This window comes from Allobosea sp. WAO, from assembly GCF_001509835.1.
Taxonomy (GTDB): Bacteria; Pseudomonadota; Alphaproteobacteria; order Rhizobiales; family Beijerinckiaceae; genus Allobosea.
The window spans coordinates 104672-131242 of the sequence record NZ_JXTJ01000018.1 but is presented as its reverse complement, the minus strand read 5'-3'; the positions used below and the strand labels follow the sequence as shown (position 1 = coordinate 131242).

Below are 26571 nucleotides of genomic sequence, written 5' to 3'. Positions count from 1 at the left end.
GAGCCGGCACACGAGCGCGCCTCAGCGCGGCAGCAGCGCCCAGTAGTCGAAGTCGAGGATCACGCCCTCGGCATATTGGTCGCCCTGCTTCAGCGGATGCTCGTTGCAGGGCAGGTTCTTGGTGGCGACAAGGCGCAGGCGCAGCGCGCCGACATCCTCGCGTCCCGGCAGCTCGGCCACCTCCAGCACCTCGCTCCAAGAATAGACAGTATCGCCGGCGAAGAGCGGCGCGACATGCCGGCCGGCATTGATCGCAGCGATGTGGAAGGCATTGCCGAGCCCATTGAAGGACAGCGCCCGCGCCAGGCTGATGACATGGCCGCCATAGATCAGGCGCTTGCCGAAGCGGGTCTCGCGCGCGCCATAGCCGTCGAAATGCACCTTGGCGGTGTTCTGATAGAGCCGCGTCGCGATCTGGTGCTCGGCCTCCTCGACGGTCATGCCGTCGACATGGTCGATGCGCTCGCCCGCCCTGTAGTCACCCCAGCGAAAGGGCGAGCCGGCGAGCGCGTCATCATAGCCGGCGAGCGAGAGCGCCGGGCAACTCTCGCCCAGGGCCTCCGGGAGCACCGCCTTGGGCAACTCGGGAACGAGTTCGAACGCGGCCGGCGTGCCGGGGCTGCGCTTGCGCACCAGCACCCAGCGGGCATAGCTCAGCACGATCTCGCCATGCTGGTTGCGACCGATCGAGCGGACATAGACGATGCCGGAATCGCCGCCCGAGGTCTGCTTCAGCCCGATGACCTCCGAAGTCGCGGAGAGCGTGTCGCCGGGATAGACCGGCTTCAGGAAGCGCCCGTCGGCATAGCCGAGATTGGCAACCGCATTGATCGAGATATCCGGCACCGTCTTGCCGAAGACGGTGTGGAAGACGAGGAGGTCGTCGACCGGAGCTCCGGGATAGCCGATCGCCTTGGCGAAGGCGTCCGAGGACTGCACCGCGAAGCGCGAGCCGTAGAGCGCGGTATAGAGCGCGACATCGCCGCTCGTGACGGTGCGCGGCGTTGCATGGACGATCGTCTCGCCCAGCCGGAAATCCTCGAAGAAGCGGCCGGGGCTGGTCTTGGGGGCGATTTCAGGCATGGGGGCTCTCGCTGCGGAAAGTCGATTGTGCGCCGCAGCGGCGGCGCCCGTAAAGCCGCGCGCTCATCGCGGCAGCCAATGCGTACCAGCTTGCCCATACGGCAACCAGAGCACTAGAATCGACAGGGTTGCCGGCATGACAGTCACGACAAGGGCCCACGCCATGCGCTTGCCGACAGCCTCCATCTTTCTCCTGGCCCTGGCTGGCGGTGCGCAGGCACAGCAAGGCCGGCAACTCGAGCCACTCAGCCGCAGCGGCGAAGCCGTCACAGGCAGGATCACGCTCAGTGCCGATAGCATTCGTTTCACCGGCGGCAAATCGCTCAAGCTCGCCCTCGTCGACGGCAAGGCTCGCGGCAGCTTCGACGCGGCCCGCCCCGGCACCGCGGTCACGGCGCGGCTCTATCGCGTCGTCACGCCTGCCGATCTTGTGCTGCGGAACGGCAACACGCTCTGCGGCCGGCCAGGGACGCATCTGGTCGTCTACGAGGCTTCGCCCGGCAGCGTGCACCTCAACTTCTACGAGGGCGCCGAGCGGCCGGGCGGACAGGGCAAGGACAAGCTCTGCTTCTTCTCCGTCTATGGAGGCTGACGGAGCTCAACCGAAGCGGCACGACGGGCAGATCGCCGCCGCGCGCCGCGATGGCCCTTTCTTGTTCAGGCCGTCAGTTCGGCGAGCTTGCCGAGATCGACATTGGCGCCGCAGACCAGGACGCCAAGGCGCTCGCCGGGCTTGGGCTTGTAGGCGCCGCAGAGAAGCGCGCCGAGCGCCGCCGCTCCGCCGGGCTCGACCGCAAGGCGGAAATCGCGCCAGAGCACGCGCTGCGCCTCGGTGATCGCCGCATCCGGCACGAGGGCGACATGGTCGACCGTGTCCTTGCTGACATCGTAGACCAGCTCGCCGACATTGCGGGCACCGAGAGAATCCGCCGCGACGGAGGCGACCTGCACGGTCACCGGCGCCTTGGCTTCCAGCGCCGCCTGCAGCGCCCGCGAGCCTTCCGGCTCGACGCCGACGACCTTGACGTTCGTGCCCGCAAACCAGGCGGCGATGCCCGAGATCAGCCCGCCGCCGCCAACCGCGACCAGCACCGTGTCGAGATCGGGCTCCTGCCTGTGCCATTCGCGGCCGAGCGTGCCCTGGCCGGCAATGGTCTCCCTGGCGGAGAAGGGGTGGATCTTGAGCGCGCCGGTCTCGGCCACGAACTTGTCGCAGGCGGCCTGGGCGTCGTCATATTGCGCCCCGCCGATGCGGACATCGGCGCCGAAGCGCCGGATCGCCTCGATCTTGGCCGCGGGCGAGATCTCCGGCACGAAGATCGTCGCCTTGACCCCGCGCTTGCCGGCGGCATAGGCCACCGCCGCGCCGTGATTGCCGCCGGAGGCGGCCGCCACGCCGGCGGCCGGCACATCGAGCGAAAGCAGGTTGTTGAAGGCGCCGCGCGTCTTGAACGAACCGGCATGCTGCAGGCATTCGAGCTTCAGCGAGACATCGGCGCGCGAGCCGAAGGCGCCGGTACCGAGCCGCATCACCGGCGTGGTGCGGGCATGGCCGGCGATGCGCTCGGCCGCGGTCTCGATCATCTGGCGGGGCACGGGCTGGTGAGACATGGCGGGTTCCTGCGAGGCGGGCCGATCCGGCACGAAACTCCAGATCGCGATGGGAAGATCGTGGCTATCGCGTCCCGGCGGATCGGGGAAGGGCTTTCCGCGCCCGGCTGCGATGTGCCGGGCGACGACCAGGGCTGCAAGCGCATCGAGCGCGTCATCGGCTGCAGCACCCCGTGGCGGTAAAACGGTGAGGCAGGTCCCGGGCAGACCCGCCGCCCGCAGCAGGGCGCGCCGCTCCGCCATTCCCGCGGGATTGATCGTGCCCTTGATCTTCTTGGGGTGCATAAGCGGCACGCCGCGCATCGTCGCGAAGGCGAGTTCCGGATGCGTCTCGAAGATGCGTTCGCGCCATTCCGGTTCAGCCCGCAGGAAGGCGTCGATCTCGCGGATCTTCGGGAACAGATGAAAGCCCTGCTGCGAGACCTTGCGTGGCGGGTTCGAGGTCGCGAGCGCGGTGCGGCAGGCATCGGCGTAATCGGATGCATGGACCGCGCCGCGTGACGGCATCGAGAACACCGAGGATTGCCGGTCGCCGAGCCGGCTGCGCACTGCCTGCTCCGGCCCGCGCCCTGAGCCTTCGATCCGGTCCGGCAGGCCGATCGGCATGTCGACGGCGATCAGGCTGCCCGGCGGCAGGCTGCGGATCAGTTCGCTCCAGCTGCGCTCGACCCGCAGGATCGGTGCCTCGGTGATCGAAACGTCACATAAGGCTGCGATCCAGCCGCCCTTGCAGCCGTCGACGCCCACGATCCAGCTCATTCTCGAATCCTCGCCCGTGGGGGTGACGTACCGGCGCCACAGTGGTTAGTGTGCACCGCAACAGGAACCGTCAGGAGTGCCGTCATGACCGCTATCCGACCGCGTCGCAGCGTACTCTACATGCCCGGTTCCAATGCGCGCGCCCTCGAAAAGGCCCGCGAGATCGCGGCCGACGCCCTGATCCTCGATCTCGAGGATGCCGTCGCACCCGACGCCAAGGAACTCGCCCGCAACCAGGTCTGCGAGGCCGTCAAGGCCGGCGGCTATGGCAGGCGCGAGCTGGTGATCCGCACCAACGGCCTCGACACCCCCTGGTTCGATGCCGATCTCGCCGCCGCCGCCGAGGCCGGGCCCGACGCGATCCTGATCCCGAAGGTCTCCTCGCCCGAGACGCTGGCCGAGATCGGCCACAGGCTCACCGGCCTCTGGGCCAAGCCCGAGACCCGCGTCTGGGCGATGATCGAGACGCCGGTCGCCATCCTCGACTGCGAGCGCATCGCCCGCGCCGCACATGACGCCAGCACCCGGCTTTCCTGTTTCGTCCTCGGCACCAACGACCTCGCCAAGGAGACACGCGCCCGCTTCGTTCCCGGCCGGGCGCCGATGCTGCCCTGGCTGACCACCGCGATCCTGGCGGCGCGCGCGCATGGCCTCGACGTCATCGACGGCGTCTACAACGACCTCAAGAACGAGGCCGGCTTCAGGGCCGAATGCGAGCAGGGCCGCGATCTCGGCTTCGACGGCAAGACGCTGATCCATCCCGGCCAGGTCGCGATCGCCAACGCCATCTTCGCGCCGGAGGAAGCCGAGCTCGTGCGGGCCCGCGCGGTCATCGCCGCCTTCGAGCAGCCAGAGAATGCCGACAAGGGCGCGATCCAGCTCGATGGCCGCATGGTCGAGCGCCTGCACGCCGATATGGCGCGCCGGGTCGTCGCGCTCGCCGAGGCGATCTGAACGCACCGGCACCGGACCGCTGCGCGACGCAGGTTGCGCAGCTGGGCCAGCTGCACGTATGACGTACAGTTATCGACAATGACGACTGCACAAGAGGCCAATTCGTCCTGCAGTAAGCAGTAACAAATGCCGATTTAATTCAGCTTTAACCAATATTTTATAGCCCCAGGACGGCAGAACATAAGCCGCAATATGGGGGAAGTATCTTGCTTGGATTGAGAACGCCGCGTCTTGGCGCCAGCTTTGGCGCCGACGAGGCCGCTGCCATTCGCCGCTCGCAGGCCGTGATCGAGTTCGACCTGGACGGCAACATCCTCACCGCGAACGAAAATTTCCTGCGTGTCGTCGGCTATGGCCTCGAGGAGATCAAAGGCCGGCATCACGCGCTCTTCGTCGAGCCCGGCTATGGCGGCTCAGAAGCCTACCGCGCGTTCTGGGCGAAGCTCCGGCAGGGCGAAGCGATCGACGCCCAGTTCCTGCGTCTCGGCAAGGGCGGCCGACAGGTCTGGCTGCAGGCGACCTACACGCCGATCCTCGACCGCGCCGGCAGGCCTCGCAAAGTCATCAAATTCGCGACAGACATCTCCGCGACCAAGGGCCTGATCGCCAACTTCGAAGGACAGGTCGCGGCGATCCGCAAATCGCAGGCGGTGATCGAGTTCGACCTCACGGGAACGATCCTCGACGCCAACGAGAATTTCCTGAAGGCGCTGGGCTACCGCCTGGACGAGATCAAGGGACGGCACCACGGCATCTTCGTCGATGCCGCGACGGGCGCCAGCGACGACTATCGGCGCTTCTGGGAGAAGCTCGGCCGCGGCCAATACGATGACGGCCAGTATCTGCGCATCGGCAAGGACGGCCGGCAGGTCTGGATCCAGGCAAGCTACAACCCGATCCTCGATGCACTCGGCCAGCCCTACAAGGTGGTCAAATACGCCACCGACATCACGGAAAGCCGGACGGCGCAGGAGGCGCTGCGGAGGGCCGTCGACGAGACCCGCGAGGTCGTCGAAGCTGCCATGGCCCGCAACCTGACGCAGCGCGTCGCGCTCGAGGGCAAGAGCGGCGATGTCGCCCTGCTCTGCGGCGGCATCAACGATCTCGTCGCCTCCGTCTCCGCCATCATTCAGGCCGTTTCGGACATCTCGGGCAAGGTGAGCCTCGGCGCCCAGCGTATCAGCCATGACAGCCGCGATCTCGCCCAGCGCACCGAGGAGCAGGCTGCGAGCCTCGAGGAAACCGCCGCGACCACCGAAGAGCTCGCCGCCTCGGTGAAGCAGAGTGCTCAGCGCGCCCGCGAGGCGACCGAACTCGGCGCCCGTGCGACCGATGCCGCCGAACGCGGCGGCGCCGTCGCCGCCGATGCCGTGGCCGCGATGGAGCGGATCGAGAAGGCGTCCGACGGCATTTCCGAGATCATCACCGTCATCGACACCATCGCCTTCCAGACCAATCTCCTGGCCCTCAACGCCGCCGTCGAGGCGGCCCGGGCAGGAGATGCCGGAAAAGGCTTTGCGGTCGTGGCTTCGGAGGTGCGCGCGCTCGCGCAGCGCTCCAGCGCCGCCGCCAACGACATCAAGAAGCTGATCACCAATTCCGGCGAGCAGGTCGCCGGCGGGGTCAGGCTGGTCAGGGAGGCCGGAACGGCCCTGGCCGAGATCGTCGTCGCCTCGCAGAGCGTCGCCGCCGCGCTCGCCGACATTTCCAGCGCTTCGCAGGAACAGGCCAACGGCATCGACGAGGTCGCCCGGGTCGTCGCCCATATGGACGACGTCACCCAGCGCAATTCGGCGATGGCCGAGCAGAGCGCCGCCATCGCCGGCGAGCTGGAACAGGCAACCGTGAAGCTCGGCGAGATGGTCGCCTCGTTCCGGTTGAGCGCGGCCGGTGGTGCGTCGGTCTCGGTGGCATCTGCCGGCACAGCTCAGGCCCGGACGCGGCGCGAACTCGGCCGCGCCGCCTGACGGAAGTCGCTCTCAAGACCGGCAGACACGAAAAAGGCCGCAGGCCCTCTCGCGAGGAAGCCTGCGGCCTTTTCGTTTGAGTACTTGGTCGGCAGCGCCGCGTCAGGCGGCCTTGCGGTCCTCGAAGACGCCGCGGAACTCGCGCAGCTGAACCAGCTGCTCCGCAATGCGCTTCTGCTCGGCCTCGTCCTGCGAGCCGGCGAGACGGGTCTCGGCGGTCACGATTTCCTGGTCGAGCACGGAAAGGTTGACGTCCTCGATGAAGCGGGCCTGCTCGGCGAGAATGGTCAGGCTCGCCGCGTTGACCTCGGCGAGACCGCCAGAAACGTAGAATTCCTTGCCATTGTTGGCGTCAGTCTGGAGCATCACGATGCCGGGCTTCAGCACCGCGACCAGCGGCGCGTGGCCGGCCAGGATCGTCATCTCGCCCTCGACCGAAGGAACGATGACGCTGACGACGTCGCCCGAGAACAGGATGCGCTCAGGCGAGACGAGTTCGAACTTGAAGGTGGCCATCGTAAAATCTCTCCGCCGTCATTCCGGCCGACGCGAAGCGGCGCGCCGAAATCCATCATAGAACGCGACGCCCTTCGATGGATCCCGGGGCGGCGCCGCAATGCGGCGCGCCCGGGATGACGGGCGCGTGTTGTTGACCTTACGCCGCTTCGGCGGCCAGACGCTGGGCCTTCTCGATCGCCTCGTCGATCGAGCCGACCATGTAGAAGGCCGCTTCCGGCAGGTGGTCGTACTTGCCTTCGACCAGACCCTTGAAGCCCTTGATCGTGTCCTCGAGCGAGACGAGCTTGCCCGGCGAACCGGTGAAGACTTCGGCGACGAAGAAGGGCTGCGACAGGAAGCGCTCGATCTTGCGGGCGCGGGCGACGGCGAGCTTGTCCTCTTCCGAGAGTTCGTCCATGCCCAGGATCGCGATGATGTCCTGCAGCGCCTTGTAGCGCTGGAGGATCTGCTGGACCTGACGGGCGATGGCGTAGTGCTCCTCGCCGACGATCGCCGGCGACAGCATGCGCGAGGTCGAGTCGAGCGGGTCGACCGCCGGGTAGATGCCCTTTTCGGCGATCGAGCGCGAGAGCACGGTCGTGGCGTCAAGGTGAGCGAAGGAGGTCGCAGGCGCCGGGTCGGTCAGGTCGTCCGCCGGCACGTAGATCGCCTGCACCGAGGTGATCGACCCCTTGGTCGTGGTGGTGATGCGCTCCTGCAGGGCGCCCATGTCCGTCGCCAGGGTCGGCTGATAGCCCACCGCCGAAGGAATACGGCCGAGCAGAGCCGACACTTCCGAGCCGGCCTGGGTGAAGCGGAAGATGTTGTCGACGAAGAACAGCACGTCCTGGCCGCGGTCACGGAAGTCTTCCGCGACGGTCAGGCCGGACAGCGCGACGCGCATGCGGGCGCCCGGGGGCTCGTTCATCTGGCCGTAGACCAGAGCGCACTTCGAGCCCTCGCCGCCACCCTTCTTGTTCACGCCCGACTCGATCATCTCGTGATAGAGGTCGTTGCCCTCGCGGGTACGCTCGCCGACGCCGGCGAACACCGAGTAGCCGCCATGGGCCTTCGCGACGTTGTTGATCAGTTCCATGATCAGCACGGTCTTGCCGACGCCGGCGCCACCGAACAGGCCGATCTTGCCGCCCTTGGCGTAAGGCGCCAAGAGGTCGACGACCTTGATGCCCGTGACCAGGATCTGGGCTTCCGTCGCCTGCTCGGCATAGCTCGGGGCCGGCTGGTGGATGCCGCGGGTCGAGGAGGTCATGATCGGGCCGGCCTCGTCGACCGGCTCGCCGATGACGTTCATGATGCGGCCGAGGCACTCGTCGCCGACCGGAACCGCGATCGGTGCACCGGTGTCGGTGACCGACTGGCCACGGACCAGACCTTCGGTCGAGTCCATCGCGATGGTGCGGACGGTGTTCTCGCCGAGATGCTGGGCGACTTCGAGAACCAGGCGGTTGCCGAGGTTATCGGTCTCGAGCGCGTTCAGGATTTCGGGCAGTGCGCCTTCGAACTGCACGTCGACGACGGCGCCGATGACCTGCGCGACGCGGCCGGTTCCGGTGTTGGCGGGCTTTTCGGCGGTCTTGGTCTTGGTTGCGGCTTTGGCCATGGTTTGAAACCTCGGATTCGCGTTCAGCGTGTCGGATGGCCGGCGAGCCGGCTTGATTCAGGCAGTTACAGCGCTTCCGCGCCGGAGATGATTTCGATCAGTTCCTTGGTGATCATCGCCTGACGCGAGCGGTTGTAGAGCTGCGTCTGCTTCTTGATCATCTCACCGGCATTGCGCGTGGCGGAGTCCATCGCGGACATGCGGGCGCCCTGCTCGGAGGCGGCGTTCTCGAGCAGCGCCCGCAGAACCTGGACCGTCAGGTTGCGCGGCAGCAGCGTCTCGAGGATCTCGCTCTCTTCCGGCTCGTAATCGTAGACCGCGTCGGTCGTCTCGGTACCGGCCGGAATCTCCGCCGGAATGATGCGCTGGGCGGTCGGGATCTGCGAGATCACCGACTTGAACTTCGAGAAGAAGATCGTCGCGACGTCGAACTCGTCGGCGGCGAAGCGCGTCAGGATGTTCTGGGCGATCGCCTCGGCATTGACGAAGCCGACCTGCTTGAACTCGCGCAGGTCGACGACCTGGATGATGTCCTTCTCGAACAACCGCTTCAGGGCGTCATAGCCCTTCTTGCCGACGCAGAGGATCTTGACCGTCTTGCCCTCGGCCTTGAGCGCCTGCGCCTTGTCGCGCGCCAGACGCGCGATCGACGAGTTGAAGGCGCCGCACAGGCCGCGTTCGGCGGTGAAGACCACGAGCAGATGGACCTTGTCCGAGCCCGTGCCGGCGATCAGGCGCGGTGCGCTGTCGCCCGAGATGCCCGAAGCCAGGTTGGCCAGCACCTTTTCCATGCGCTCGGCATAGGGGCGAGCCGCCTCGGCCGCCGACTGCGCCCGGCGCAGCTTCGCAGCCGCGACCATCTGCATGGCCTTGGTGATCTTCTGCGTCGCCTTGACCGAGGCGATGCGGTTTCTAAGGTCCTTCAGGGAGGGCATTCGATCTTTGTCCCCTACCCGTCATTGCGAGAAGCGCAGCGACGAAGCAATCCAGACGACTGGCGGAACGAGGCTGGATTGCCTCGCTCCGATCGCAGCAATGGTCAGGCGAACGTCTTGGCGTAGCCCGAGACGATGTCCTTCAGCTTCGCGGCATTCGCGTCCGAAAGATCCTTCGTCTTGCCGATCTCGCTCAGCAGATCGGCGTGCTTGCCGCGCACCAGCGAGAGCAGCCCGTCCTCGAAGGCGCGAACCTTGTTGACCGGCAGCGGGTCGAGATAGCCGTTGACGCCGGCATAGATCACGACCGTCTGCTCTTCCATCTTCAGCGGCGAGAACTGTCCCTGCTTCAGGAGCTCGGTCAGGCGAGCGCCGCGGTTGAGCAGGCGCTGCGTGACGGCGTCGAGGTCGGAGCCGAACTGGGCGAAGGCCGCCATTTCGCGATACTGGGCGAGCTCGCCCTTGATCTTGCCCGCAACCTTCTTGGTCGCCTTGGTCTGGGCGGCCGAGCCGACGCGCGACACCGAGAGGCCGACGTTCACCGCCGGGCGGATGCCCTGGTAGAACAGGTCGGTCTCGAGGAAGATCTGACCGTCGGTGATCGAGATCACGTTGGTCGGGATGTAGGCCGAGACGTCGTTGGCCTGGGTCTCGATGACCGGCAGCGCCGTCAGCGAGCCGTTGCCGGCTTCGTCGCCCATCTTGGCGGCGCGCTCGAGCAGGCGGGAGTGCAGATAGAACACGTCGCCGGGGTAAGCCTCGCGGCCCGGCGGGCGGCGCAGCAGCAGCGACATCTGGCGATAGGCGACGGCCTGCTTGGAGAGGTCGTCATAGATGATCACGGCGTGCATGCCGTTGTCGCGGAAATACTCGCCCATGGCGCAGCCGGCGAAGGGCGCCAGGAACTGCATCGGGGCGGCGTCCGAGGCGGTCGCCGCGATGACGATCGAGTACTCGAGCGCGCCGCGCTCTTCCAGCACCTTCACGAACTGGGCGACGGTCGAGCGCTTCTGGCCGATCGCAACATAGACGCAGTAGAGCTTCTGGCTCTCGTCCGTGCCTTCGTTCAGCGCCTTCTGGTTCAGGATCGTGTCGAGCGCCACGGCGGTCTTGCCGGTCTGACGGTCGCCGATGATCAGCTCGCGCTGGCCGCGGCCGATCGGGATCAGGGCGTCGATCGCCTTGAGGCCGGTCGCCATCGGCTCGTGCACCGACTTGCGCGGAATGATGCCGGGAGCCTTGACGTCGACGCGGGCGCGCTGGGCGGACTTGATCGGGCCCTTGCCGTCGATCGGGTTGCCGAGCGCGTCGACGACGCGGCCGAGCAGCTCCTTGCCGACCGGCACGTCGACGATGGCGCCGGTGCGCTTGACGGTCTGGCCTTCCTTGATCTCGCGGTCGGAGCCGAAGATCACGACGCCGACGTTGTCGCTCTCAAGGTTGAGCGCCATGCCGCGCACGCCGGACTCGAACTCGACCATCTCACCGGCCTGGACCTTGTCGAGGCCGTAGACGCGGGCGATGCCGTCGCCGACGGAGAGAACCTGACCGACTTCGGTGACGGACGCCTCGGACCCGAAATTGCTGATCTGGGTCTTCAGGATCGCGGAGATTTCAGCGGCGCGGATGTCCATCAGCCGACCTCTTTCATGGCAAGACGAATTGAATTGAGCTTGGTTTTCAGGGACGCATCGACCATGCGCGAGCCCATCTTCACGACGAGCCCGCCAATGATGGCCGGGTCAATCTTCACGGAAAGCGCGACATCCTGGCCGGCGACATCCTTGAGGGTCGCGGTGATGTCCTTGAGCTGCGCGGCAGAGGGCTCCTCGGCCAGCGTCACCTCGGCGCTGACGATGCCCTTGGCCTCGGCGACCTTGGCACGGTAGGCGCGGATCATGCCCGGCAGCGCGAACAGGCGGCGCTTGCTGGCCACGAGACTGATGAAATTCGCCGCGAGGCCGGAAATCCCAGCCTTGGCGAGCAGTGCCGTGACGGCCGCGACCTGGTCCTGCGCCGAGAAGGCCGGGCTCTCGATCAGCCGCTTCAGATCGGCGCTTTCGGCGATCAGCGCATTGAAGGATTCGAGATCGGTGGCGACGGCATCGACCGTCTTGGCCTCGGAGGCCAGCTCGAACAGCGCCGTGGCATAGCGCCCGGCAACACCCGAGACAGGGGACTGTTCCTGCGATCCGCCCTGGGCCACGCTTCGCTCTCTCTTCCAAGGGACCGCTCCGGCGACCTTCTGGCGAAGGTGGAGTGCATGGTCCCGACGCTGCGATGATCAAGCGCACGCCCGCCCGTTGCCAGGGCGCGCCGCGCTTGGATTGCGGCGGTGCACTAGCATGGGGATCGGGGGGCCGCAACCCGATGGAACGGGGTAGCGTGCGCTTTGGATGCGGTCAAAGGAAGCGCCCCATACGCGGGCCGGGGAACGCAGCGTCCGATTCAGCCCGCGGCACCATTCTGCGCGGCCTCACCGTCCTGCACGATAGGAGCCGGCGCAGGCGGAGTTACAGGCGGTGCCACCGGCCCCGCCGTCTCGACGGGCTTGAAGGCGACATAGCTGCTCCCGGCTATGCCCAGCATGATCAGGAGATTGGTGTCGAACTCGGTAAAGGCGAAACCCGTCAGCACGTTCCAGACGAAGATCACCCCCAGGAGCACCGACCAGGCCAGCATCTGCATGCGCGGCAACGTCGGCCCGGCCCCATCATAGAGAATGTCCCTGAAGAAGCTCTGGCTCTTCGGCGGCTCGGCTACCGGGGCGGGATCGCCGGCGGCAGCGGCCGGCGCCGCGCTGCGCGTCGGCATTTGCGTCGCGACCAGGCCGGTCGTGGCGGAAATGCCGAGCAGGACGAGAACGCTCTCGTTCAAGATGCCATTCATCCGGCCGAGGACCAGCCAGATGAAGACGAATCCGAAGAACACCAAGACCGCCCACATCGCCAGCTGTACTCGGGCGAGGCTGTACGGCGCGTCCGGTCGCTCTGCGTGATCGCGCAGCAGGGTCGTCGAGCGCGCAAGAAGCACCAGCGCGGCGATCAGGCACAGCGCGCCGACGCCGCCGAGCATCACCAGCGACATGCGATAGACCAGCACGTCGATGACGGGCTGGACCATCGGTTCAGGATTGTCGCCCTCAAGTCGAGACAGGCCAACCGGAAGCACTTTGTAACGTGCGTCCCAGAATCGAGCACCGGTGGCCCGCGTCGGTCCGGCGAGCAACGTACGCCAGAACTCTCCAGCCTGCGCGTCGGCCTCGGCTGCCGGCGCGAGAGCGACCGTCAGGTATTGGATCGCTGGCCCAGCCTCGGCACTAAGGGACAGGTGGTCGGCACGCTTGCCGCCGAGGAACAAGCTCAGCCGGACTGGCGCTTGACCTGTCTCTGCCGCGCTTCGGGCGCCCTCCAGCTCAACGAGCGCCTGACGATACTTCTGCTCCGCGGCCGCGACCGCATTTTCATCCGCAGACTTCTGTGCCGCCGCGGACCGGGCGTTCTGGAGCAATCTCGAACGGTCCGCTACCAGCGTCGTCATTTCGGAAACGGTACCTGCAAGGGCATCAAGCTTCGTCTGCGACGTGACCCCGGCCACGGCAATGCAGAGCGTGCTGCCGAGCTCGACCCGCGACGGTAGCAGGCCGACGATCCTGAGCCTGCCGGTATTGTCCTCCGGCAGCGCGGCTGCACCACTTAGTCTGGTCTTGCAGTCCGTTGCATTGATCGAGCGTTCGGTGCGATCCGAAAACCGGTCGGCGGCCAGGACGAGCCCGCAAAGCGCGAACAGGACCACGCCAGCCCCGGCAAAGTATTTCTCCCGCGAATGTTCCCCGGCCATGGTCGCCCCCCTTTGCGCGACCCAAATGTAACATGACCGCATAGGTCGTAAATTGCAACCTATGCGTTTCTATCTGACCTCTCGGTCGTTCGCACCATGTCCGGCATCCCTGTCGAGCCCTTCCCTCGCCAAATGCCCGCTTGACCCCGTTCGAGCGCTTGACCGAGTGTCGGCGGGCGAGCGATGCCGCCCGTGGGACGTGTCGTCGCATGCTGAAATCGACATCACTCGCGACGAAGCCGCCACTGGCGGGCACAGCCATAGTACTGGCGACTGCGAACTACCGGACGCAGTCGCCGAGCTTCTGTGTCGAGTAGAGCGACAGGGTCGCCTCTCGCTCGACCAACGACCGCGAGAGCTACCAGTACGTGTTCGAGCGGCCCCAAAGGGAAGGCAGCGCTCCGTCATGCTACGAATACTGATCTGCGCCCTGACGTTGCTGTTGGCGGATTCCGGCGCATCGGTGGCGACGGCGGCCTGCCGGATACGAGGCTATGGCTTCCACGTCGAGCAGAATGACAGGGCCACCTATGAGGTGACCGTAGACAGAAACGGCTGCCATCATGTCTACGGGGTCAGCGGATTTCTTACGATCCAGAAGACCGTGATCATGAACCAGCCCGCCAACGGCACGTTGTCACGCACCGGAGAGTTTTCGTTCTTCTACAAACCGAAGCCGGGATTTGTCGGCAAGGACACCTATGTGATCTATGTGTGCGGGACCAATCGTCGCGGCACGGGCTGCTCCAGACTCACCTACGACGCAATCGTCCAATAGGCTTCACGATGCTCACAGGAAGCTCTGCGGATCGACGTCGACCGCGACCCTGACCGAGCCCTTCGGCCGCGGCGCCCGCTTCAGCCAGGCGCGCAGGTAGCCCTGCAGATCGATATCCCGCGAAGTCCGCACAATCAGTCGCATGCGGTGGCGGCCGCGCAAGATGGCGAGCGGCGCCTCGGCCGGGCCGAGCACGGCGACACCGGCCGGCGCCTCGGCGCAGCGGGCGAGCGCCCTCGCATGCGTCTCGGCCTCGGCCTGCGTGTTGGCCGAGACGATCAGCGCCGCGAGCCGCCCAAAGGGCGGCAGGCCCGCCGCCTCCCGCGCCGCCGTCTCGGCGGCGTAGAAGCGCTCGGGGTCGCCGGAGATCAGCGCCTTCAGCACGGGGTGATTGGGGTCATGGGTCTGCAGCAGCGCCCGGCCCGGCTTCTCGCCGCGCCCGGCCCGGCCGGTGACCTGCCGCAGCACCTGAAAGGTGCGCTCGGCGGCGCGCGGATCGCCGGAGGTCAGGCCGAGATCGGCATCGACCACGCCGACCAGCGTCATCCCCGGGAAGTTGTGGCCCTTGGCGACGAGCTGGGTGCCGATGACGATGTCGAACTCGCCCTCGGCGACCGCCATCAGCTCCTGCTTCAAACGCTCGGTCCCGCCTGGAAAATCGCTCGACAGCACGATCGAGCGCGCCTCCGGAAACAGGGTCGCGACCTCCTCGGCGAGGCGCTCGACGCCGGGACCGCAAGCGGCGAGCGTCTCCGGCTTGTGACAGGCCGGACATTCATGCGGTCGGCGCTCGACATGGCCGCAATGATGGCAAACCAGCGCGCGGCGGAAACGGTGGTCGACCAGCCAGGCCGAGCAGTTCTTGCACTGGAAACGATGGCCGCAATCGCGGCAGAGGGTCAGCGGCGCATAGCCGCGCCGGTTGAGGAAGAGCAGCGATTGCTCCTTCGCCTCGAGATTGGCCTCCACCGCCTTGATCAGCGCGCCGGAGATCCAGCGCCCGCGCTCGGGCTTGTCCCGGCGCAGGTCGACCAGCCCGAGCGTCGGCAGATGCCTTCCGCCAAAGCGCTCCGGCAGTTTGAGGTGGAGATAGCGCCCCCGCTCGGCATTGACCCGGGTCTCCAGCGAAGGCGTCGCCGAGGCCAGCACCACCGGGGCGCTCTCGATCTTGCCGCGCACCACCGCCATGTCGCGGGCATGATAGGCGACGCCGTCCTCCTGCTTGTAGGCGGCCTCGTGCTCCTCATCGACGATGATCAGGCCGAGATCGCGATAGGGCAGGAACAGAGCCGAGCGCGCGCCCGCCACAACCAGCGCCTCGCCCTCAGCGATCGCCGCCTGCAGTCGCTCGCGCCGCCGCCCGCTCACCGCCGAATGCCAGAGGCCCGGCCGGACGCCAAAACGCGCCTCGAAACGATCGATGAACTGCGCGGTCAGCGCGATCTCGGGCATCAAGATCAGGCTCTGGCGCCCGAGCCTGATCGCCTCGGCCACCGCCTCGAAATAGACCTCGGTCTTGCCCGAGCCGGTGACGCCTTCGAGCAGCGCGACGCTGTAGGCCTGGCTGCGCACGGCGGCGACGAGGCTTTCCGCGACCTCCGCCTGCCCCTCGGAGAGTGCCGGCCTCGCATGGTCGGGATTGGGCCTCGCGGCGATCGCCTGCTGCGGCAGCGCCTCGACCGAAAAGGTCCCGGCATCCACCAGCGAATCGATCACGGCCGTGCTGACCGAGGCCGCCTCGGCCAGCGCCGCCTTGCCGATCAGGAGCCCGCCTTCGGCCGCGGCGATGGCGCGGGCGCGAGCCGGCGTCATCCGCGCCGGCGGGGCGCCGACGAGCCGGACGCCGAGCTTGGGACGCTCCGGCTTGTCATCGGGGGGGCGGCGCAAGGCGAGCGCCAGCACCGAGCCCTTGGCGGCGAGCGTGTACCAGGAGACCCAGTCGACCAGCTTCATCAGCGCCGGACCGAGCGGCGGCATGTCGAGCTTGCCGGCGATCTTTTTCAGATTGCCGCCACGGCCGGAGCCCAGCTCCCAGACGACGCCGACCGTCTCGCGCGGGCCGAGCGGCACCTGAACGACGTCGCCCGGCGCAAGGCTGAGCCCGGCCGGGACGGCATAGCTGTAGGCCTGGTCGAGGCCGAGCGGGATCAGCACCTCGACCGTGCCCCCTTCCCGTCCGTCCTCCTGCGCGTCGCTCATGCGCGCTCTCTAGAGCATTGCGCGGAAAAGTGGGAACCGGTTTTCCGCCGGAGCAATGCTCCAGATCTTGGAAACGAACAGGTCGCCTTCGGTCGAAGGCGACCTGTTCGAGCGCTGATTCGGCCAGCGAGCCGATCCGACGGGCAGCGCCGGGTCGGCCGAAGCGTCAGGCCATCGAGACCCGGCGCCGGGCCTGCATGCGCCGCCAGGTCCAGACGAAGACCGGCCAGAGCAGCGCGGTGATCGTCATCGCCGCCAGCACCATCGAGACCGGCCGGCTGAAGAAGGGCAGGATCGAGCCGTCCGACTTGATCAGCGACGTCACCAGGCTCTGTTCGACCATCGTGCCCATGACCACGCCGAGCACCATCGCTGCGACCGGATAGCCGTTCTTGTCCATGACGTAGCCGAGGCAGCCGAAGAAGGCGACGCACCAGACCGCGAACAGGTTGTTGCCGGCGGTGGCGAAGGCGCCGACGGCGCAGAACACCATGATCACCGGCATCACCGCCGAGCGCGGCGCGCCGACGACACGGCTCGCCATCCGGATCAGGATGATGCCGAGCGGGATCATGATGATGTTGCCGAGCAGGAAGATGATGTAGAACGCGTACATGCTCGAGGCCTGCTCGGTGAACAGGGTCGGGCCGGGGTTCAGCCCCTTCATGTAGAGCACGCCGATGGCGATCGCGGTGATCGTGTCGCCGGGAATGCCGAAGAGCAGCGCCGGCACCCAGCCAGAGGCGAGCGAGGCATTGTTCGAGGCGCCGGCTTCGATCAACCCTTCCGGGTGGCCGGTGCCGAACTTCTCGGGCGTCTTCGAGAAGCGCTTGGCCATCGCGTAGCTGACCCAAGCCGCCATGTCGGCGCCGGCGCCGGGCAGCACGCCGATGATGATGCCGACGATGTTGCCGCGGACCTGCTGCTTGGGATGCTTCTTGGTCAGCTCGATCTGACCCTTGAGAATGCTGCCGAGCTTGCGATGTTCCAGCTTCGGCGGCTCGCGTTCGGTCAGCGAGCGCATCACCTCGGAGAGCGCGAAGACCCCGACCAGCGCCGGGATGACCTCGATACCCCCGAGCAGATCGGTAGAGCCGAAGGTGAAGCGCGGCACGCCGCCGGGATTGTCGATGCCGATGCAGGTGATCAGCAACCCGAGCAGCATGGCCGCGATCGCCTTGATCGGCGAGGAGCGTGCGACCAGCGTGGCGCACATCAGGCCGAGCATCGCCAGCCAGAAGTTCTCATAGGTCGAGAAGGACAGCGCGAACTCGGCCAGGGTCGGCGCCAGCACCATCAGCGAGAGCGTGCCGGCGATGCCGCCAAGTGCCGAGAACCAGAGGCAGATGCCGAGCGCCGTCTCGGCCTCGCCCTTGCGCGTCATCGCATAGGCGTCGTCGACATAGGCGGCCGAGGCCGGCGTGCCGGGAATGCGCAGCAGGCAGCCGGGGATGTCGCCGGAGAAGATCGCCATCGCCGACGCCGTGATGATCGTCGCGATTGCCGCGATCGGCGAGAGATAGAAGGTGATCGGCACCAAGAGCGCCGTCGCCATGGTGGCGGACAGGCCGGGAAGCGAACCGACGACCAGCCCGTAGATCGCCGAGGCGAAGATGGCGATCATCACCTCGGGCGCGAAGACGAGCCCGAAGGCCTGGATCAGGGTGTCCATCGGTTCACCAAGGGAAAGGCAGCATGCCGCCGGGCAATGGCACCCGCAGCAGCTTCAGGAAGATCAGATTGATGACGAAGGGCGCGATCAGCGCCAGCGGCACGGCGAGCTTCGGCCTGGCACCGAAGGCCAGCGACGCGATCAGGACCATGATCCCGGCCGTCAGCAGGAAGCCGAGCCGCTCGGAGGCGAGCGCGTAGAACACAACCAGCGCCGGCGGCAGCAAAGCGAGCCAGGCCCGCCAGGCCGGCAGCGGCTCGAGATATTCAGGCGCGGTATGGCTGGCGAGATCAGCCTCGGCCACCTCCTCGAAATGCCGGCCGACGCCGAGCACGATCATCAGTCCGCACAGCACGAGCAGTCCGCCCACGACCATCGGGAAGGCCGCAGGGCCGACCTGCTGGCCGGGGACCGGCGGCAGTTTCGAGCCGTAGAGGAAGGCTATGGCACCGAGAGTCGCGATGGCCCCCCCGGAGATACGGTCGTTCAACGGTGTCACGGTCAATCCATGCAGACGGGTGTTTCGAGAGATGCAAACACCGGAGCCGCGGGCAAGCGGCCCCGGTGCGCAGGCATTCTTGGGATCAGGCCTTGGCCAAGCCAGCCGCCTTCATCGCGGCGGCCATAGCCACGTCGCCATCCGCCATGAACTTGGCGAAGCCGGCGCCGTCGGCGAACTTCATGCCGAAGCCGCGCGAGTTCATGAAGTCCTGGTATTCCTTCGAGTCGAAGGCCTTCTTCAGGGAGGCGGTGATCTTGGCCTGGATGTCCGCCGGCAGCCCCTTCGGGGCGCCGATGCCGCGCCAGGCGCCGACCGAGTAGTTGATGCCGAGCGTCTCGTTCAGGGTCGGCACGTCCTTGAACTGCGGGTTGCGGGCCGTCGCCATGATGGCGAGCGACTTCGCCTTGCCGGCATCGATCATGGCGCGAGCTTCCGGCACCGAGCAGGTGACGATGTCGACGCCGCCGGCGGCCAGGTCCTGCATGCCCGGCGCAGCGCCGTTCGACGGCACCCAGGCGACATGATCGGGCTTCAGGCCCATGGCGACGAGCCAGCCGACCAGCGCCAGATGCCAGATGCCACCCTGACCGGTACCGGAGGCCTTGAGCTTGCCGGGAGGCGCCGCCTTGATCGCGTCGGCCAGTGCCTTGATGTCCTTGTATGGGCCCGACGCGCTGACCTGCACGCCCGGGGGATCCTCATTCATCAGGCCAAGCGCGGTGTAGCTCGTCGACTTCAGGTCGGTCAGGCCCTGATGGTGCATCATGGTGATTTCCACCGTGAGCATGCCGATCGTGTAGCCGTCGGGCGCAGCGGTCGCGATCGCCGAATGGCCGACCACACCCGAACCGCCGGTGCGGTTGACGACGTTGACCGGCTGGCCGAGATCCTTCTCCAGCAACTGCGCGACGATGCGGGCGGTGGCGTCGGTGCCGCCGCCGGCACCCCAGGGGCAGACCATGGTCAGGGGCCGGTTCGGCCATTGCGCCTGGCCGATGGCCGGCCGCGCGATCAGGCCCGTCGCGCCTGCCGCAGCGGCGCCCTTCAGAATCGTACGTCTGCTGAATTTGCTCACGGTAGCGTTCCTCCACTTCAATCGATTTAGAAGGTGACGGCTTCTCCGCGCTGCAGGCGGGGCCGTCTTGATCTTCAACCGCTATCAGAACCGATTGCTGCCGTTGAGGCAACAGTTTTGCATGCAGTATGCACCGGCGTGCATACAATTTTACAAGACGCAGGAGACGGGCAGCACGGCCTTTCCGGAGGCCTCGACGATGGCGCCGGTGCTGCGGTCGACATTCTCGGCGCCCGCAGCCGGAAGCTTCGCCTCGGCCTTGGCCAGGACCGTCTGCAATGCGCCCACCCCGGCCATCGCATAGCTGCCCTGCGGCGCGACCCCCGCGACCAGCGTTTTCTCCGACGCGTTGGCGGTGATCACCCCCGCAAGCCGGCCCTGCCGGTCGAAGACCGGGCTGCCCGCGCCGCCGGGCTGCAACGGCGCGAAGACGGCGCCGGCCCTGAACTCCCCGGCGAGCGCGACCGCGCTGCGCGCCGCGCCATTGCCGTCGAAGCCAAGCACCACTGCCGCCTCGCCAGCTATCGGCGCCGCCTCGCGCAGGCCCGGGCCCGGCTGTGCCGCAAGGCCGGGCACGTCGAGCAGCGCGAGCCTGCTCGCCTGGTCCTGCAGCCGCAGCTTCGCGGGGCGCCCTCCGACCTTCAGCGCCTTGCAGCCGTCGACCGAGACCTGCGCCGCCAGCACCAGCTCGCGGCCGACGAGAAGTCCCACGCCGAGGCGCTCGGTCGCGGCTGCGACAGGCGGCACGATCGCAGTGGCCGCGGCAGCAACCGCGGCTCCGGCCGAGGGCGCCGCCGGCGCCGGCCCGGTCGGGAACGGTTCGAAGCTGTCGGCGATCGCTGTCACGACCTTGTCGAAGGTTGCCGAAACCGCCTTGTCGTAGCCGACCGAGAAGCCGCGCAGGCCGCCGGGGCCGCTCGCCTGCCGACGGAAGAACTTGCCGCCCGGCGTCTCGCCCGCGACCACGAAGAAGTTCGGCTGCAGCAGCTTGTAGGTGACGCGGCGCTGGATGTTGGGATTGACCGCGATCTGCCGCTCGAACAGCGCCCCCAGCGGCTCGCTCGCCGGCCCGGCACTGACATCGAGCGTGATCTTGCCATCGGCGCTCTGCCAGCGGCTGCCACCATTCGGCAAGGCCTCACGCTTCGGCAACAACCTCTGCGGGATGCCGATGCGCACGCCGGTGCGCTCGTCCGTGACCACCGTGAACCCTGCGGCCTCACGCGCGGTCCGGGCCAGCCGCACCAGTTCCTGTCGTTCCGCCGGGCTCAATTGGCCGTCCGGCTGGCCACGCCCGGCCTTGAAGCTGTTGACGGCGCGGAATGTCAGCGGCCCGAAATTGCCGGTTGCGGCGCTGTTCAGATGCCCGGTCCAGATCAGATCGGCCTGGATCGCCTTGCGTTCGGCCTCCGACAATCCCTCGAAGACGCGCGTCGCGGCTTCCAGTCGCGGGTCGGCAGGGCGCGGCTGCGCCAACGCCGCCCCCTGGCAGAGCAGCAGGGCTGCGACGAGGCCGGGAATCGACCGGAAACTGATCAAGGCGACCTCCCGTTCAGGCATGCAGGCCGTGCTGCTGGCCGGCTATTCAGCGCGAGCCTTGCCGTTGAGGCAAGGGGGGCGAGGCGCAGGGCGGGGTTGACGGACGATTTGACGAACCGCCCGGCGAAAACCGCTCAGACCTCGCCAAACGCACCGGTTGGCCCGGCCTTGCGAGTTGCACTGGCCGGGCCCGGTGATAGCCTCGTTTCGGCCACGGCGCGACGTTACGTCATCGCGTCGACGCCTGTTGCGGCTATCCTCGTGCCGCCTGCCGCCTTCCCGGAGACCGAGTCATGTCCCTCCTCGCCCGTCTCGCCCTCATCCTCGGTCTAACCGTCGCGGCGGCGCCGGCCTTCGCCCAGAAGGCCTATGTCAGGCCCGATCTCGCCAGCGACGGGCAGCGGCTGGAGGAGCGCCTGAAGCGCGAGGTCGGAGCCAGCCAGCGGCCCTTCACGACCCTGCTGCGTGACGGCAACGCCGCCCTCGCCCGCGGCGATGCCCGCGCCGCCCTGCCGCTCGCCAATGCCGCAGCCATGGCCGAGCCGGCCAACCCCGCCGGCTGGCGCCTGATGGCGCAGGCCGCGATCGGCATCGAGCCGCGCGATTATCGCGAGCGCTACGAACTGCGTGAGCGCGCCATCAGCGCCGCCTATCTCGCCTATCAGCGCTCGAGCGCGCGCGCCGACGAGGCGACCTCGCTCGGCGTCCTCGCCCGCGTCTTCGAGAAGAACGAGCTCTGGCGCCCGGCCCTGACCAGCTACCGCCTCAGCCTCGACATCGCCGACAATGCCGCGCTGCGCAGCGACTATGAGGCCCTGCGCGCCCAGCGCGGCTTCCGCCTGACCGGCAACAAGACCGATTCGGATGCCGCGAGCCCGCGCGCCTGCTTCGAATTCTCGGAACCGCTGGCGCGCGGCCGCGTCGACTTCGCGCCTTACGTGGCGATCACCGGCAAGGGCGATTTCGCGGTCAGCGCCGAGGAGCGCCAGCTCTGCGTCGACGGTTTGCGCCATGGCGAGCGCTATGGCTTCGTTATCCGCCAGGGCGTGCCCTCGGCCCTGCCCGACGAAAAGCTGCTGAAATCCGCCGATTACGAGGTCTATGTCCGCGACCGAGCCCCCTCCGTGCGCTTCACCGGCAAGAACTATGTGCTGCCGCGCACCGGCCAGCAGGGCGTCCCGGTCGTCTCGGTCAATGCCGACAAGCTCGATCTCGAGGTGATGCGCATCGGCGACCGCAACCTGATCAACTCGGTCCATTCCGAGGACTTCCTCAGCCAGCTCGGCAGCTACAGCGCCGGGCAGATCGCCGCCGACAAGGGCTCCAGGGTCTGGGCCGGCCAGATGGACGTGAAGTCCGAGCTCAACAAGGACGTCACCACCGCCTTTCCGGCGCTGGAGGCCGTCGGGCAACTCCAGCCCGGCGTCTATGTGATGTTCGCCCGGCCGAGCGGCACCACGGCAGCCAGCAGCTCGGATGGCGACTATGATTATGACGGCTCGACCCGCGCGACGCAGTGGTTCGTCGTCTCCGATCTCGGCCTGACCTCGTTCTCCGGCCCCGATGGCGTGCATGTCCTGGTGCGCTCGCTCGCCGACGCCTCGCCCGTCGCCAATGCCGAACTGCGCCTCGTCGCCCGCAACAACGAGGTGCTGGCGACGATCCGCTCCGACCGCAACGGTTATGCCCGCTTCGATGCCGGCCTCGCCAAAGGCCAGGGCGGCAATGCGCCCGGCCTCGTCACCGCGACGCTGGCCGAGGATTACGGCTTCCTCGACCTCAAACAGACCGCGTTCGATCTCTCCGACCGCGGCGTCAAGGGCCGCGTCGCGCCGGTCGGCCTCGATGCCTTCCTCTACACCGAGCGCGGCGTCTATCGCTCCGGCGAGACTGTCTACCTGACCTCGCTGCTGCGCGACGCCAAGGGCGCCGCCGTCACCGGCCTGCCGTTGACCCTGGTGGTCAAGCGGCCGGACGGCGTCGAGTACCGGCGCCGCCAGGTCGAGGATCAGGGCGCCGGTGGACGAGCTCATTCGATTCCGCTGATCTCCGGCGCACAGACCGGCACCTGGCGGGTCCAGGCCTATTCCGACCCCAAGGGCGCCGCCATCGGCGAGGTCTCCTTCCTCGTCGAGGACTATGTCCCGGAGCGGCTGGAGCTGACGCTCGCGCCGAAGAAGCAGGTGCTGCAGGCCGGCGAGCCGGCCGAGATCGACGTCACCGCCCGCTATCTCTACGGCGCGCCCGGCTCCGATCTCGACGTGACCGGCTCGATGACCGTGCGCGCGGCGAGCCAGAGCGCGATCCCCGGCTTCGCCGGCTACGAGGTCGGCCTCACCGACGAGGCCTTCGAGCCGCAGCAGTCGGAGTTCGAGGACACGGCCAAGACCGACGCCAATGGCAAGGTCACCGCGGTCAATCCGGTCGCCGAGCCCGAGGCCAATCGGCCGCTCGAAGTCGAGCTGACGGTGCGCGTCGGCGAGCCCGGCGGGCGCGCCATCGCCCGTTCGGTGACGCTGCCGATCGTGCCCAAGGGCGCCGCCATCGGCGTGCGTAAGGCGTTCAAGGACGGCGAGCTCGGCAATGGCCAGACCGCTAATTTCGACGTGATCATGGCCAATGGCGACGGCCGCCGGATCGGCCGGCAGGGCGTCAAGTGGACGCTCTCCAAGGTCACCCGCAACTATCAGTGGTTCTACCAGGACGGCCGCTGGAACTATGAGGGCGTGAAGTCGACGCGCCGCGTCTCGGATGGCGAGATTGCTGTGACCGAAGCTTCCGCCGCGCGCATCTCGGCCCCGGTCGAGTGGGGTAACTACCGGCTCGATGTCAGCGCCGACGGCGCCGATGCCAACGAGACCAGCGTCTCCTTCAGCGTCGGCTACGAGACCGACAAGACCGCCGACACCCCCGACGTGCTCGACGTCGCGCTCGACAAGGCCGCCTATGCCGATGGCGAGAGTATGCAAATCCGCCTGACCGCTCGCTTCACCGGCAAGGCGACGCTCGCCGTGCTCGGCGACGGCATCAACGAGATCCGCACCGTCGACGTCTCGCCCTCCGGCACCACGATCAACCTGCCGGCCAAGGCGGCCTGGGGCGCCAGCGCCTATCTCGTCGCGCTCGCCCATCGCCCGATGGACACCGCCGCGCAGCGCATGCCCGGCCGCGCCATCGGCCTCGCCTGGTTCAGCGTCGGCAAGGCGGAGCGCAATCTCGCCATCGATCTTGGCGCTCCCAATCTGGTGCGGCCGCTCTCGACCCTGTCGCTGCCGGTCAAGGTGACCGGAGCCAAGCCTGGAGAAGAGGCCTTCATCACGGTCGCGGCCGTCGATATCGGCATCCTCAACCTGACCCGCTTCGAAAGCCCCGACCCGAGCAGGTTCTTTTTCGGCCAGCGCCAGCTCGGTCATGAACTGCGCGATCTCTACGGCTATCTGATCGACGGCATGCAGGGCGCGCGCGGCGCGATCCGCTCCGGCGGCGATGCCGCCCCGCAGCTCAATGGCGAGGCACCGACCCAGGAGCCGCTGGCGCGCTATTCCGGCGTGGTCAAGCTCGGGCCGGACGGCACGGCCAAGGTCGATTTCGAGATGCCGGCCTTCAATGGCTCGGTCCGCGTCATGGCCGTCGCCTGGTCGGCCGGGAAGACCGGCCAGGCCAGCGCCGACGTCTTCGTCCGCGACCAGATCGTGGCGCAGGCGACGCTGCCGCGCTTCCTGGCGCTCGGCGACCAGTCTCGCTTCCACCTGCAGATCGACAATGTCGAGGGCCCGGCCGGTTCCTATCTCGTCGATCTCGACGTCAAGGGCCCGGTCGTCGTCGCCGCCGACGCGACCCGCCGCAACATGACGCTCGCCGCCGGCGCCAAGAGCTCGCTGACCATCCCGGTCACCGCGGCCGGGCTCGGCCGGGCGAGTTTCGACGTCCGGGTCACCGGGCCGAACGGTATCGGCACGGTGCAGAATCTCGCCGTGCGCGTGCAGCCCTCGACGCAGACGATCGCGCGGCGGATCGTCCGCCCGATCCCCGGCGGCGGCTCGCTCACGGTATCCTCCGACCTCCTGGCCGATCTCGTGCCCGATTCCGGCGCCGTCTCGGTCTCGGTCTCGCCGGTCGCGGCGCTCGACGTCTCGGCGATTCTCAAAGCGCTCGACCGCTACCCTTATGGCTGCACCGAGCAGACGATCAGCCGGGCGCTGCCGCTGCTCGTCGTCAACCGGCTCGCCTCGATGGAGCAGCTCGCCCTCGACGGCAATGCCGACGAGCGCGTCAGCGCCGGGATCGAGCGCGTGCTCGCCCGCCAGGGCGGCAACGGCTCCTTCGGCCTCTGGAGCATCGGCGGCGAGGATCTCTGGCTCGACGCCTTCGTCACCGACTTCCTGACCCGCGCCCGCGAGCGCCAGTTCGCGGTGCCGCAGATCGCCTTCAATCTGGCGCTCGACCGTCTGCGCAACCAGGTCGTCAACACCAGCGAGATCAACAAGGAGGAGGCGGCCGGCATCGCTTATGCGCTCTATGTGCTCGCCCGGAACGGGCGGCCGGTGATGGGCGATCTGCGCTATCTCGCCGATAACAAGCTCGCCGATTTCGCCTCGCCGCTGGCTCGTGGCCAGATCGGGGCGGCGCTCGCCCTGCTCGGCGACCGCACCCGTGGCGCCGCCGCCTTCGCCAGCGCGCTCGGCCGCCTGCAGCAGACCAGCGATGACGGGCTTTCGCGTGCCGATTACGGCTCACGCCTGCGCGACGGAGCGGCGCTGCTCGCCCTGATCGCCGAGAGCAATGGCGACCGGGCCGAGCTGAACCGCGCCGCCGATGTCGTGCAGAGCGCCCGCCAGAGCGCGCGCTACACCTCGACGCAGGAGAACATGTGGATGGCGATGGCCGCCGCCGCGATGGCGAAGGAGGCGGAGGGCATGGCGCTGACCGTCGACGGCGCCGAGCGCAAGGGCGCCTTCTACCGCACGGTTCCGGCCGGCGCGCTGGAGGGCAAGCCGCTGGTGATCGGCAATCCCGGCACCGCCTCGGCCAATGCGGTCCTCACCGTCTCCGGCATCCCGACCACGCCGGAGCCGGCCCTGAACCAGGGTTTTGCGCTGGAACGCACGCTCTTCACCATGAAGGGCGAGCGGGTCGATCCCGCGCGCCTGCGCCAGAACGAGCGCTATGTCGTCGCGCTCAAGGTCACAGAGCCGGCGGCGCGCTATGGCCGGCTGCTGCTGGTCGATCCCGTCCCCGCCGGGCTCGAGATCGAGAACGCCAACCTGACCGAGGGCGCCTCGGTCGAGGGGCTCAACTGGCTGAAGCAGGAGGTCGCGCCCGTCCACACCGAGGCGCGCGACGACCGCTATGTCGCCGCCTTCGAGCGCAGCGGCAGCAGCAACCAGCCGCTGAGCTACACCGTCGCCTATATCGCCCGGGCCGTCTCGCCTGGCCGCTATGTTCAGCCGGCGGCGGTGATCGAGGACATGTACCGCCCGGACCGCTTCGGCCGGACGGGGTTCGGCACCGTCGACATCTCGTCGGCGAGGTAGGGAC

At 67.8% G+C, this 26571-nt stretch carries 18 protein-coding genes; 5 read left to right on the top strand and 13 right to left on the bottom strand.

Features of this window, described 5'->3' with window-relative positions; translation table 11 throughout:
* Positions 1-21 precede the first annotated feature (21 nt).
* Complete coding sequence (locus DK26_RS26475; protein ID WP_066479292.1) at positions 22-1083, bottom strand: MaoC family dehydratase; 1062 nt, start codon at positions 1081-1083, stop codon at positions 22-24.
* 136 nt (positions 1084-1219) lie between these two features.
* On the opposite strand from DK26_RS26475, the gene DK26_RS26470 reads away from it, so the two are divergent.
* Positions 1220-1675, top strand: coding sequence for a hypothetical protein (locus tag DK26_RS26470; protein ID WP_157089861.1), 456 nt, complete (start codon positions 1220-1222; stop codon positions 1673-1675).
* 65 nt (positions 1676-1740) lie between these two features.
* Here the strand turns inward: DK26_RS26470 and DK26_RS30000 are convergent, their stop codons facing one another.
* Positions 1741-3453, bottom strand: a complete 1713-nt coding sequence (locus tag DK26_RS30000; protein WP_083533624.1) for a serine/threonine dehydratase — start codon at positions 3451-3453, stop codon at positions 1741-1743.
* Positions 3454-3537: 84 nt separating this feature from the next.
* Here DK26_RS30000 and DK26_RS26460 point away from each other — a divergent pair, with 84 nt between their 5' ends.
* A complete protein-coding gene (locus tag DK26_RS26460) occupies positions 3538-4407 on the top strand; it encodes a CoA ester lyase (RefSeq protein WP_066479287.1) in 870 nt (289 codons plus the stop codon).
* A 206-nt stretch (positions 4408-4613) separates the two neighbouring features.
* Positions 4614-6374 (top strand): methyl-accepting chemotaxis protein, encoded by a 1761-nt coding sequence (locus DK26_RS26455; protein WP_083533623.1) that lies wholly within the window; start codon positions 4614-4616, stop codon positions 6372-6374.
* Positions 6375-6476: 102 nt separating this feature from the next.
* Here the strand turns inward: DK26_RS26455 and DK26_RS26450 are convergent, their stop codons facing one another.
* The 6 genes from DK26_RS26450 to DK26_RS26425 all read right to left on the bottom strand — a co-directional run bounded on the left by DK26_RS26450 (position 6477) and on the right by DK26_RS26425 (position 13268).
* Complete coding sequence (locus DK26_RS26450) at positions 6477-6890, bottom strand: F0F1 ATP synthase subunit epsilon (protein ID WP_066479281.1); 414 nt, start codon at positions 6888-6890, stop codon at positions 6477-6479.
* A 139-nt stretch (positions 6891-7029) separates the two neighbouring features.
* Positions 7030-8493 carry a F0F1 ATP synthase subunit beta gene (atpD, locus tag DK26_RS26445; protein WP_066479275.1) on the bottom strand — a complete coding sequence of 488 codons (1464 nt, stop codon included), beginning with the start codon at positions 8491-8493 and terminating at the stop codon, positions 7030-7032.
* A 65-nt stretch (positions 8494-8558) separates the two neighbouring features.
* Entirely contained in the window at positions 8559-9428 is an 870-nt protein-coding gene (locus DK26_RS26440) for a F0F1 ATP synthase subunit gamma (protein WP_066479270.1), read from the bottom strand.
* Between the two features lie 104 nt (positions 9429-9532).
* Positions 9533-11062: a F0F1 ATP synthase subunit alpha gene (gene atpA / locus DK26_RS26435; RefSeq protein WP_066479269.1), complete on the bottom strand. Its 1530-nt coding sequence runs from the start codon at positions 11060-11062 to the stop codon at positions 9533-9535.
* Positions 11062-11634 carry a F0F1 ATP synthase subunit delta gene (locus DK26_RS26430; protein ID WP_066479267.1) on the bottom strand — a complete coding sequence of 191 codons (573 nt, stop codon included), beginning with the start codon at positions 11632-11634 and terminating at the stop codon, positions 11062-11064. The genes atpA and DK26_RS26430 overlap by 1 nt, the downstream gene beginning before the upstream one ends.
* Positions 11635-11876: 242 nt before the next feature.
* On the bottom strand, positions 11877-13268 hold the full coding sequence (locus DK26_RS26425) for a hypothetical protein (RefSeq protein WP_157089860.1): 1392 nt from the start codon (positions 13266-13268) through the stop codon (positions 11877-11879).
* A gap of 406 nt (positions 13269-13674) precedes the next feature.
* On the opposite strand from DK26_RS26425, the gene DK26_RS26420 reads away from it, so the two are divergent.
* On the top strand, positions 13675-14046 hold the full coding sequence (locus DK26_RS26420) for a hypothetical protein (RefSeq protein WP_066479263.1): 372 nt from the start codon (positions 13675-13677) through the stop codon (positions 14044-14046).
* 12 nt (positions 14047-14058) lie between these two features.
* On the opposite strand, the gene DK26_RS26415 is transcribed toward DK26_RS26420, so the two are convergent.
* The 5 genes from DK26_RS26415 to DK26_RS26395 all read right to left on the bottom strand — a co-directional run bounded on the left by DK26_RS26415 (position 14059) and on the right by DK26_RS26395 (position 21033).
* Positions 14059-16245, bottom strand: coding sequence for a primosomal protein N' (locus DK26_RS26415; RefSeq protein ID WP_066479261.1), 2187 nt, complete (start codon positions 16243-16245; stop codon positions 14059-14061).
* Between the two features lie 166 nt (positions 16246-16411).
* Complete coding sequence (locus DK26_RS26410) at positions 16412-17917, bottom strand: tripartite tricarboxylate transporter permease (protein WP_066479259.1); 1506 nt, start codon at positions 17915-17917, stop codon at positions 16412-16414.
* A gap of 4 nt (positions 17918-17921) precedes the next feature.
* Positions 17922-18416 carry a tripartite tricarboxylate transporter TctB family protein gene (locus DK26_RS26405; RefSeq protein WP_248310113.1) on the bottom strand — a complete coding sequence of 165 codons (495 nt, stop codon included), beginning with the start codon at positions 18414-18416 and terminating at the stop codon, positions 17922-17924.
* An 85-nt stretch (positions 18417-18501) separates the two neighbouring features.
* Complete coding sequence (locus tag DK26_RS26400; RefSeq protein ID WP_248310119.1) at positions 18502-19434, bottom strand: tripartite tricarboxylate transporter substrate binding protein; 933 nt, start codon at positions 19432-19434, stop codon at positions 18502-18504.
* 210 nt (positions 19435-19644) lie between these two features.
* A complete protein-coding gene (locus DK26_RS26395) occupies positions 19645-21033 on the bottom strand; it encodes a trypsin-like peptidase domain-containing protein (RefSeq protein ID WP_157089859.1) in 1389 nt (462 codons plus the stop codon).
* 293 nt (positions 21034-21326) lie between these two features.
* Here DK26_RS26395 and DK26_RS26390 point away from each other — a divergent pair, with 293 nt between their 5' ends.
* On the top strand, positions 21327-26567 hold the full coding sequence (locus DK26_RS26390) for an alpha-2-macroglobulin (RefSeq protein ID WP_066479249.1): 5241 nt from the start codon (positions 21327-21329) through the stop codon (positions 26565-26567).
* The last annotated feature ends 4 nt before the right edge of the window (positions 26568-26571 follow it).

Excerpts from the sequence above, each read along its gene's own strand:
- DK26_RS26475 (WP_066479292.1), bottom strand. The coding sequence starts at position 1,083 with ATGCCTGAAATCGCCCCCAAGACCAGCCCCGGCCGCTTCTTCGAGGAT.
- DK26_RS26470 (WP_157089861.1), top strand. The coding sequence starts at position 1,220 with ATGACAGTCACGACAAGGGCCCACGCCATGCGCTTGCCGACAGCCTCC.
- DK26_RS30000 (WP_083533624.1), bottom strand. The coding sequence starts at position 3,453 with ATGAGCTGGATCGTGGGCGTCGACGGCTGCAAGGGCGGCTGGATCGCA.
- DK26_RS26460 (WP_066479287.1), top strand. The coding sequence starts at position 3,538 with ATGACCGCTATCCGACCGCGTCGCAGCGTACTCTACATGCCCGGTTCC.
- DK26_RS26450 (WP_066479281.1), bottom strand. The coding sequence starts at position 6,890 with ATGGCCACCTTCAAGTTCGAACTCGTCTCGCCTGAGCGCATCCTGTTC.
- atpD (WP_066479275.1), bottom strand. The coding sequence starts at position 8,493 with ATGGCCAAAGCCGCAACCAAGACCAAGACCGCCGAAAAGCCCGCCAAC.
- DK26_RS26440 (WP_066479270.1), bottom strand. The coding sequence starts at position 9,428 with ATGCCCTCCCTGAAGGACCTTAGAAACCGCATCGCCTCGGTCAAGGCG.
- atpA (WP_066479269.1), bottom strand. The coding sequence starts at position 11,062 with ATGGACATCCGCGCCGCTGAAATCTCCGCGATCCTGAAGACCCAGATC.
- DK26_RS26425 (WP_157089860.1), bottom strand. The coding sequence starts at position 13,268 with ATGGCCGGGGAACATTCGCGGGAGAAATACTTTGCCGGGGCTGGCGTG.
- DK26_RS26420 (WP_066479263.1), top strand. The coding sequence starts at position 13,675 with ATGCTACGAATACTGATCTGCGCCCTGACGTTGCTGTTGGCGGATTCC.
- DK26_RS26415 (WP_066479261.1), bottom strand. The coding sequence starts at position 16,245 with ATGAGCGACGCGCAGGAGGACGGACGGGAAGGGGGCACGGTCGAGGTG.
- DK26_RS26410 (WP_066479259.1), bottom strand. The coding sequence starts at position 17,917 with ATGGACACCCTGATCCAGGCCTTCGGGCTCGTCTTCGCGCCCGAGGTG.
- DK26_RS26390 (WP_066479249.1), top strand. The coding sequence starts at position 21,327 with ATGTCCCTCCTCGCCCGTCTCGCCCTCATCCTCGGTCTAACCGTCGCG.